The organism is Paenibacillus sp. FW126-R14, from assembly GCF_058789495.1.
This window is the reverse complement of the sequence record NZ_JBYTBS010000025.1, coordinates 83,902-93,880: the sequence shown is the minus strand read 5'-3', so window position 1 is coordinate 93,880 and position 9,979 is coordinate 83,902. Positions and strand designations below refer to the sequence as shown.

The 9,979-nt window shown below is 53.2% G+C and carries 4 protein-coding genes; 1 reads left to right on the top strand and 3 read right to left on the bottom strand.

What is annotated here, in order from left to right; genetic code table 11:
* Nucleotides 1-354 precede the first annotated feature (354 nt).
* Nucleotides 355-2,601 (bottom strand): S-layer homology domain-containing protein, encoded by a 2,247-nt coding sequence (locus AC3WRW_RS17325; RefSeq protein WP_492547556.1) that lies wholly within the window; start codon nucleotides 2,599-2,601, stop codon nucleotides 355-357.
* Between the two features lie 206 nt (nucleotides 2,602-2,807).
* Here AC3WRW_RS17325 and AC3WRW_RS17320 point away from each other — a divergent pair, with 206 nt between their 5' ends.
* Nucleotides 2,808-7,163 carry a DEAD/DEAH box helicase gene (locus AC3WRW_RS17320; protein WP_492547554.1) on the top strand — a complete coding sequence of 1,452 codons (4,356 nt, stop codon included), beginning with the start codon at nucleotides 2,808-2,810 and terminating at the stop codon, nucleotides 7,161-7,163.
* A gap of 18 nt (nucleotides 7,164-7,181) precedes the next feature.
* On the opposite strand, the gene nirD is transcribed toward AC3WRW_RS17320, so the two are convergent.
* A complete protein-coding gene (gene nirD / locus AC3WRW_RS17315) occupies nucleotides 7,182-7,508 on the bottom strand; it encodes a nitrite reductase small subunit NirD (RefSeq protein ID WP_492547553.1) in 327 nt (108 codons plus the stop codon).
* A 24-nt stretch (nucleotides 7,509-7,532) separates the two neighbouring features.
* On the bottom strand, nucleotides 7,533-9,953 hold the full coding sequence (gene nirB, locus AC3WRW_RS17310) for a nitrite reductase large subunit NirB (protein WP_492547552.1): 2,421 nt from the start codon (nucleotides 9,951-9,953) through the stop codon (nucleotides 7,533-7,535).
* Between the last annotated feature and the right edge of the window lie 26 nt (nucleotides 9,954-9,979).

The window sequence follows — 9,979 nt, the reverse complement described above, 5'->3', positions numbered from 1 at the left end:
GTTCGGGGGTGGGTTCGGGGTTCGATGCCCTCGCCCCCCTGCCCAAAAGTCGAGGCCAGGCCGCTCGAACTGGCTCAGCTGGCTCAGAATAAAGCCGCATCGGTCAGTGAGACGTCCATTTCGGACGTCTCACTATAATCAAAGGCCTTAACGGCTCCTGAGAAGGCCTTTTTAGACCGCTCGCGCAGTAATTTCCCCATTTCCGAGGAAAATAGCACTCGAGGTGGCCTTTTCGGACGTCTCACCGCCAATCCTCGCCCACGCTTCTCCCGAGAGGGCCTTTTCGGCTCTCTCAAAGCCCGCCAAAACCATAAAAAAAGAAGCCCCGCAAGGCTTCTTAACATACTCCCTCAATCACTTTATCGTGATCGACGTCACAACCTTATTCGTACCATTCAGCTGTATAAGCCGCCCTTCCTTGAACAGCGCCAAGTTGCCGGAGATGGTCACGCCGGAAGCCACTTGGTAAATGGTCGTTTCCTCCTTGCCATTGATCGTTTGCACGATAGAAATCGTAGCAAGTCCGCCCTGGGCATTCAGGGTCGTTCCTTTCAATTTCCCCTGAAGTTCAAACGGCAAATTCTCATCCACCATTTTGGTTACTTCTATATAAATGACTTTGCTGTCGGAGGTGCGAATATCGACCTCGTCGCCGATTTTGAGATCAACCGCCCCGACCTTCACGCCGTTGCGATAGACGATCACATCCGGATGAAGCGTAAACGTTGTGGTAACTCCCGCCTTCGTAAGCTTCAATTCGTTGCTGCTGACCACTGCGCTCACGGTGCCGTTGTTTGTAATCGGCTGCACCATTTTGGTCACTTCGATGTAGATGACTTTGTTCTCCGAAGTGCGGACGTTGACGGCATCGCCAACCTGAAGCGCGGATAACGCAACCTTCACGCCATTGCGGTATACGACGACATCCGGATGAAGCGTGATTTCAAAATTGACGCCGTTCTTCTGGAGTTTCAGCACGTTGTTGCTCACAGCGGCAGTAATGGTTCCGCTATTCGTGATAGCTTGCGCTGTTTGTGTGACTTCAATAAAAATAACTTTGTTCTCCGACGTCCGAACATTCACTTCGTCCCCTACCTGCAGGGCGGAAGCAGCAACCTTCACCCCATTGCGGTACACGACGACATCCGGATGGAGCGCTATTTCAAAATTCACGCCGCTCTTCTGAAGTTTAAGTACGTTGTTGCTCACAGCGGCAGTAACGGTTCCGCTATTCGTAATGGCTTGCGCTGTTTGTGTGACTTCAACAAAAATAACTTTATTCTCCGACGTCCGAACGTTCACTTCATCGCCAACCTGCAGGGCGGAAGCGGCAACCTTCACTCCATTGCGATAAATAACCGCGTCCGGGTGCAGGGTATAGTCGGTTACAACACCTGATTTCGTAAGCTTCAGCACATTGCTGTTCACGACGGCAGCGACTGTACCGCTGCTGGATATCGGAACAACCGGCTTGGTCACCTCGATAAAGATAATTTTGTTATCTGAGGTGCGAATGTTAATTTCATCGCCGATTTTCAGCTCACCGGGATTCACTCGGACACCGTTGCGGTATACGACGACATCCGGATGAAGCAGCAAAGAAGATGTAACGCCCGACTTCGTAAACGTCAATGTATTGTTCGCAACCGCTGCGCTTACTGTACCGCTGTTAATGGTTGTTTGCACGGATTTGGTCACTTCAATATAAATAATTTGATTGTTAAAAGTTCTCACGCTCACTTCGTCCCCAGCTTGCAGGGCGGAAGGGCTCACTTTGATCCCGTTCCGGTAAATGTAAACATCCGGGTGCAAGGAATAGGTAGTTGTCTTTCCTGAGCTTGTCATCACAAGTGCATTGCCGTTGACAACACTGTTTACGGTTCCCGTTAGTGTGTTGTTTCCTTGACCTTGATCAGGCAATTGACCTCCTGTACGGTCAAGCAATGCGGCAAGCTGAGCCCTTGTCACAGGCTGACTTGGCCTGAACGTATTGTCTTCGAAGCCGTCCACTAAGCCTTTTTCAATGGCAACGGCCACATAACCGACGGATCCTGCCGGGATTTGCTTCGCATCCTTGAAGGGCAGCGTCGTATTCATTTTCGCTTTGGCCTGAGCGTCGAGCTTCAAAGCTTTGACCAAAAGCGTTGTCGCCCACAGCCGGTCGCCTTCTTTCTGAGGCTGAACGTTGTCGTCATTTTCGGCAAATAAATCGTTTTCTACCGCAACAGCTACATAGCCGACGGCCCAGGAAGGAACTTTATTGGCATCTTTAAAATTGAGATGAGTGCTCATTTTGGATGGTGATTCTGCTTGGCTGCGAAGTCCCATGAGACGAACGGCCGCCGTAATCGCTTCAATGCGCGAAACGGTGTTCTGCGGTTTAAAAGTCCCATCCTCATACCCTTCAAATACACGCTGCGAGGCTAAACTCGCAATGTAGCGTATCGCCCACTCCGCGCTCTTCAAATCGTTAAAGGTGAGATGGATTTCGTATTTCCCGTCATCTTTGCGGTTGTTGTCATTGTCTTTGGCTAAAACGGCAGTGCTGCTTCCCATGATCGTTACAAAAGCTAGGCCAGTCGCGATTAGTTTTTTGAACATCAAGCTTCACTCACACTCCTTATTCTAAGATTGATACATCTATCAGAACAATTCGTGGATATGGTTATTTTTAGGAGGGTGATCTTTCATTTTCCATCCAAAATTTTTCCAATGAATGCCTTCTGTTCCGAACCGTCTCTCCATTGGCGAAAACGCCTGCACTATGCTATGTTGGAAGAAATTGTGTGCAAGGGAGTGAAGATAGAATGACGCCTACACCGGATGCATCGCTGTCACCGTTTCATCCGCTACTGAGGAAATGGTTTATTTCGCGCTTCGGCGAACCCACTGACGTGCAAAAACAGGCTTGGAAGGAAATAAGCTCCGGCACGCATACCCTCATCTCTTCCCCTACGGGTTCAGGCAAAACCTTGGCAGCTTTACTGCCTTGCATGGACGGTATTGTGAAAAAGAAGCAGGCGCACGGCAACGCTTACGCCCCCGGTGTTCGCGTGCTGGTGGTGACCCCGCTTAAAGCGCTAAACAACGATATTCACGATCATTTGTTTCATTATATAAACGAAATCGAAGAGCTTGCTTCCACCACGCTTGAAAAGGATGCCGCCTGGCACGGACTCCGTGTAGGCGTTCGTACTGGCGATACTACACAGAGCACGCGAGCCTCCATGTTGAAACACCCGCCGGATCTGCTGGTGACGACCCCGGAGTCGCTCTACCTGCTGCTTACTTCCCCGCGCGCAAGGGAGATGCTTAAGAGCGTAGAACAGATCGTCGTCGACGAAATTCACGATCTGGCTGCCGATAAGCGCGGCATGCATTTGTCACTGACGCTGGAAAGGCTGGATATGTGGTGCGGGCGATCCGTTCAGCGGATCGGCGTCTCCGCTACCCAGAAACCGATCCAGCGGGTCGCCCGTTTTCTCGGCGGATGGGAGTCGGATGAGCCGCGTCCCGTCGCGATTATCGAAAGCAAGGCCGAGAAGCATTACGCGCTGCAGGTGACGATGCCGGAGCCGGCACGCGCCGGGGCGGATAAAGAGGCGATCTGGACGCCTCTTGTCGAGCGCTTGCTGCAGCTGATGGAAGGCTGCCGCACCGTGCTCATCTTCGCCAACAGCCGCAGGCTGTGCGAACGGTTAACGCTGCGGCTCAATGACCATGTCGGCCATGAGATCGCGCGCAGCCACCACGGCAGCGTCGCCCGCGAGACCCGGCTCGAGGTCGAGCGCCAGCTCAAGGCCGGCGAGCTGCGCTGCCTGGTGGCCACGTCGTCGCTGGAGCTCGGCATCGACGTCGGCCATGTCGATCTGGTCATCCAGATCGACTCGCCCTTCACCGCTGCCGCAGGCATCCAGCGGATCGGCCGCGCCGGCCACGCCGTCGGCAGCGTCTCCCGCGGCGTGCTGCTCGCGCGCAGCCGCAGCTTGCTGCCGGAGCTCGCGGTGCTCGGCCGACGGATCGCGGCGCGCGACATCGAGGCCATCCGCATTCCGCGGGGCAGCCTCGATGTGCTGGCGCAGCAGCTCGTCGCCATGACCGCCATGGGCGACGAGCTGCATGTTGCGCTTCTGGCGCGCCTGCTCGCGCAGAGCGACTCCTTCCGCGAGGTGCCGCAGGAACGCTGGCTCGCGATGCTGGAGGTGCTCGCGGGCTTGTATCCCTTTGCGCGTCCGCTCATCGCATGGGACCGCGAAACCGGCCGCCTGGAACGATTGGCGGCCACACAGATGGCCGCGCTGACGGGCGCGGGCACCATTCCCCAAAGCACGGCCTACCCCGTGCATCATAACGAGACCGGCCTTCATCTGGGCGAGCTGGATGAGGAGTTCATTCACGAATCGTCGATCGGCGACGTTTTCCAGCTGGGTACGGCTTCTTGGCGAATCGTCCGCAAGCGTCCGGAGCGCATCTACGTGCAGGAAGCCGACAACCGGTACAGCGAAATCCCTTTCTGGCGCGGGGAAACCGGCGGAAAGTCTTATCAGCTCGGCGTGCAGACGGGGCTGCTCTGGCGTGAGATGCGGGATCGCCTGCTTGGAGAGTCGCGCACGCAAGGAGATCTGGACGTCCAAGAATGGCTCATGGAGCAGTACTTCTTTGATGCGGAAGCCAGCCAATCTCTGATCGGACTCATCCGCAATCAGATTGCGGTCAATACGGTGCCGACCGATCGTACGGTTGTAATTGAAGCGTTTGCCGATGAACAGAACCAAACCCATTATGTGCTTCACAGCTTGTTCGGCCGTAAAGTAAACCGAACTTGGCTAATGGCTCTGGAGAAGCAACTTATCCACAAAGGGCATACAGCCCTCTACACGAATGCCAAAGATAATGGGATCGAACTGATTTTTCCGAGCTACCAGGAATCGATTGTGTCTGACATCATGTCTCTCTCTTATATGGAAGCTGAGCAGATGATTATTGGAGCTGTCGCTGAGTCCGGCATGTTTGGCGCCGCCTTTCAGCGGCTGGCGGAAACTTCCCTGCTGCTTTCCCGCAGCTTTACGAGAATGCCTGCCTGGCTCAAGCGGCTCCGCGGACAAGAGCTTATGAAAGAAGCTCTGCCTTTCAAGGAGCGTTTCCCGCTCTTTCAAGAGGCAATGCGTGAATGCTTGGAAGAACATGTCGATATGGGCCACCTTCAAGTCATTCTGGAAGCCATTCAAGCAGGAGACATTCATTTTGCCGTTCATCGCAACCATTTCCCGTCTCCTTTGGCGGCTCAATTTCAATCCGATTACGTGGCCCAGAAAATATATGAATCAGATAGCTTATCCCAGGATCTGCAGGTAGAATTGCTCGGCTTCAGCAGGCAGATGGCGGCCGATATTTTCGGAGCGGAGACCATCAGGAACGTGATAAGCCCCCAGGTCATCGAAGCCGAAGAGAAGCGTCTCGCCACAACGGAAGCAGCGTGGACATCCGCTGAGCCTGTGCTGCGTTATTTAAAAGAACGCGGCGATGCTTCCGTCACCGAGCTCGCCAAAGCTGGCTCGGCCTCCGAATCGTCAGCCAGCGCCTGGATTCATGAACTGCTTGAGCAAGGCAAAGCGGCAGAGGCTCCGTTCACCGGGGAGAGTCGTTATATAAGCCGCGATGAGGTGGCATTTTATTCTTCTCTCTACCAAGATCCTCTAGCTAGAACGTTCGTCTTCCAAAGATATGCCGACGGGAAACTGAGCTTCACCGAGGAGGAGCTTGCGGCCCGCTACGGGATGGAGGCTGCGTCTGTTGCGAGCTGGGTTGCGGAAGCGGTACGCGCACGGATCATTGAGCCTGCACCTTTCGCCGATCCTGAATTGGAATCGCTTTGGACGAGCAGCAAGGTCGCATCGCGGTTAATACGCCAATCGCTGCAGGTGCTTAGACGAGACAGCTCGGCGATTCTCCCGATGACTTTCTTGACGCATATGCCGCTCATGCGGAAGTTAACAAACAGAACGGACGCTTCCGGCATGGAACGGCTGCGGGAAATCATCTCCGATTTGCAAGGCTTCTTCCTGCCCGTTTCGCTGTGGGAGTCGGTTTTGTTCCCGACCAGACAGCTGTCCTACCGGAAGCAGGACCTCGACACCTTGTGCTCATCAGGTGAAATCATGTGGATCGGCCGCAAAGAACCCGACGAAAAAGAAGGCCGCATCGCCTTTTTTCTATCGGAAAGCTCTGCGCTTTATGATCCTTGCCTTGCCGCCATACGCCATAAGCCCGCTTCCGATCCGGGTCTTCTCAGCCTCATGCAGGATAAAGGAGCTATCTTTCTCAGCAAGCTTGGGCTTGAAACCGGGAGGGCCCCATCCGCCTTGTTGGAACAATTACTAGGCCTCGTGTGGGAGGGGCATGCCGCTAACGATCAATTCGCTCCTCTGCGGCTTCATGCCGCGGGCGCTTCCTCTGCGAAGAAAGGAGATAAATTCCAGTCCGGTCTTGGCCGCTGGTATGCCCTGAACACGCTGCATAATCCCGCCTTTGACAGGCAAGCTTCCGCTATGCAGTGGACGCATCATCTCTTAGAGCGATTCGGTCTTATCACCAAAGATCTGGTCGCTGCGCTATGTCCGTTCCCCTGGGAAGCCGTTCATACCGCTCTGCGTCAGCTGGAGGAGTGGGGACTTGTCGTTCGAGGACTGTTTATCGCCGATTTGCATGCGCTCCAATTCGCAACAAAAGATTTCATCCGGCAATTGCATCAGCCAGCGCCGATAGATTCGGACCGGCAGCCTGCATTTACGCTGGTCAGTGCTGTCGATCCGGCTAATCCTTGTGGACTGCTGGTCCCATGGCCTGAGAAGGCCGGCGTTTCTTTCTCACGCAAAAGCGGCAACTATTTAGCGCTCAAAGGGAGCGAATGGTTGTATTGGATTGAAAACAACGGGAAGCGCATTTATCAGCTAAGCAGCCGCAGCCATGATCAGGCGGAGACCGTCCATGAACTGCGCCTCCTGTTCCGGCAATTGCTTAAACAGCATCAGCTGCGTAAAATCGTCGTCGACACATGGAACGGCGTTCGGATTTCCGATGCTCCCGAGCAGGAAATTTTGAAGCTTCTGGGCGCAGAAAAAGACCGTACAAGCTTAGTTCTTTGGCCTAGCCAACTAAGCTGAATACGGTCTTCTGGAGACTTAAAATCCGATGAATACGGTACCCTCGTGTATTTTCGTCGAATACGTTTGTACGCAGCCTGTATCCGGAGCTTGCACGAGACCCGAGGGAAGATGAATTTTGCGGTCATGCATCGGACAGAAAACATGCTCATCACAGACAATGCCTTCGGCAAGCACGCCTTCTTTGTGCGGACAGCGGTTTTGAATGGCGGTCAGCTTGCCGCTTTTCATCTTGAAGAGGGCTACCTCTTCCCCTTGATAACGAATCGTTTTGCCCGTATTTACCGCTAAATCTTCATAGGATACGGCCTCAACCCAAATCGTTTGCTTATCTTGTGTTTTCATGGTCTTCTCCTCCTAAGCGATTGATTAGACGAGTTCAACGACTTCGTACAGATCGCGCTGAATTTTCCGGCTTTCGATCGCTTGTTTCCAAGGGTCCTTCGTCACGGCAAGCGCCCCGTCCATCCGGTCGCATAACGGTTTGCGCGCTTCCTCATTCTGAACGACATCACGGATATGCTCGATGCCCAAACGGTGTACCCATTCGCTTGTACGCTCGCCGTATTTACCGGTTTCACGGTAATACTGCAGATAGGCTTCGGCATACTCGATAATTTCCTGCTCTGTTTTCACGGTTGCCAAGAGATCGCCAACGCGTACCTTCACACCGCCGTTGCCTCCGGCATACAGCTCCCAACCGCCATCTACGGATACAACGCCTAAATCCTTAATGCCGGATTCCGCGCAGTTCCGCGGACATCCCGATACAGCCAGCTTCACCTTGGCCGGTGTGTTCAAACGCTCAAAACGCTTCTCCAGCTCGATGCCCACCGCCATGGAATCGCCGGTGCCGAACCGGCAAAAGGTTTCGCCGACGCATGTTTTGACGGTACGCAGCGCTTTACCATACGCATAGCCCGAGGGCATATCAAGCGCTTCCCACATCGCCGTAAGGTCTTCCTTCTTCACGCCGAGCAGGTCAAGACGCTGTCCTCCGGTAAATTTCACGGTCGGGACCTTGAATTGCTCCGCCACTTCGGCAATCCGTTTCAATTCGGTCGGGTTCGTTACGCCGCCATAGATTCGCGGAACTACCGAGTAGGTGCCGTCCTTTTGAATATTCGCATGCATCCGCTCGTTGACGAAGCGCGAAGTGCTGTCGTCTATATAAGTTTCGGGACTAACCATTCCCAAATAGTAGTTGAGCGCAGGGCGGCACTTGGAGCAGCCCTCTTCATTTTCCCAACTGAGCACGCTCATGACTTCGCGTACATGCGACAAGCCTTTTTCCCGAATCGCCTGAACAACTTCATCCCGCGTATGGTCCGTGCAAGAGCATATCGACTCTTTTGCAGCGCTCTTATCATATGAGGAGCCAAGCGTGAAAGCTAACAGATCGCTGACAAGTGGTTTGCAGCCGCCGCAAGAACGGGAAGCCGTCGTGCAGTTTTTCACCTCTTCTACGGAGGTTAAACCTTGCTCTTTAATCGCGGAACAGATCGTCCCTTTGGTTACGCCGTTGCATCCGCAAATAATCGCCTCGTCCTTCATATCGGCGACACCGGAAGCCGCACCGCCTCCGCCCTCTGCATCCGTCAAAATCGCAGTCTTAGCCATGCCGCTGACATCCGTTTCTTCGCGAATCATTTGCATAAGCCTTGTGCCGTCCGCCGTATCTCCAAAGAGCACCGCGCCGACGATTTTGTTTTCCTTAATCACGACTTTCTTGTACACGCCGGTAAACTCATCGTCAATGCGAATCGCTTTCGTTCCTTCTTCATCCCCGAATTTCCCGCCTGAGAATACGTCAACACCGGATACTTTCAGCTTCGTATAGAGAACGGAGCCTTCATAAGGAGCCGTTTCCACGCCTGCCAAATGCTTCGCTAACACAGCACCTTGTTCATAGAGCGGCGCCACTAGGCCATATGCAATGCCACGGTGCATTGCGCATTCCCCAACCGCATACACATTGGGAACACTTGTTTGTAAGTAATCATTGACGATAATGCCGGGATTGCACTCCAGGCCTGAACTTTTGGCAAGCGCTACATTCGGGCGAATGCCTACCGCCATGACGATCAGATCGGCTTCCGCCACTGTGCCGTCTTTGAATTTCAAACCGGTAACTCGTTTATGACCGATGATTTCTGCGGATTGCTTCTCCAGTAAGAAGTTAATCCCTTGCTCTTCCAGAGCTGCTTGCAGCATTTTAGACGCTGTGTAATCCAATTGACGCTCCATGATCGCGTCGCCGATATGCACAACATCCACATTCATTCCTAAGTTCAAGAAGCCTCTCGCCGCTTCCAATCCGAGCAAGCCGCCGCCGATGACGATTGCTTTTTTATATTTTTTTGCCGATTCAATCATGATTTCACAATCGCGGATGGTCCGGTAGGCCATAACCCCCTCTTTATCTGCGCCAGGCAGCGGAATCATAAAAGGATTGGACCCTGTTGCCAAAATCAATTTATCGTAGGAAACCGTTACTCCTTTATCGCTTGTTACGGTTTGAGCCGCCGTATCGATTTCCGTTACCGTTTGGTTGGTATAGAGCGTAATCTTATTGTTTGCGTACCATTCATAAGGATGGATGACGATATCCTCGACTTTGGAATCTCCCGAAAGTACGTAGGATAGCAAAATCCGGTTATAATTCGGATGAGGCTCTGTGCCAAAAATAATTACTTCATATTTATCAGGAGCAAGTTTCAGCAAGTGTTCAACCGCATTAACACCCGCCATCCCGTTTCCGACTAAAACCAGCTTTTCTTTTTGCGTCATAGTCTCATCTTCCTCTCTACATGTAG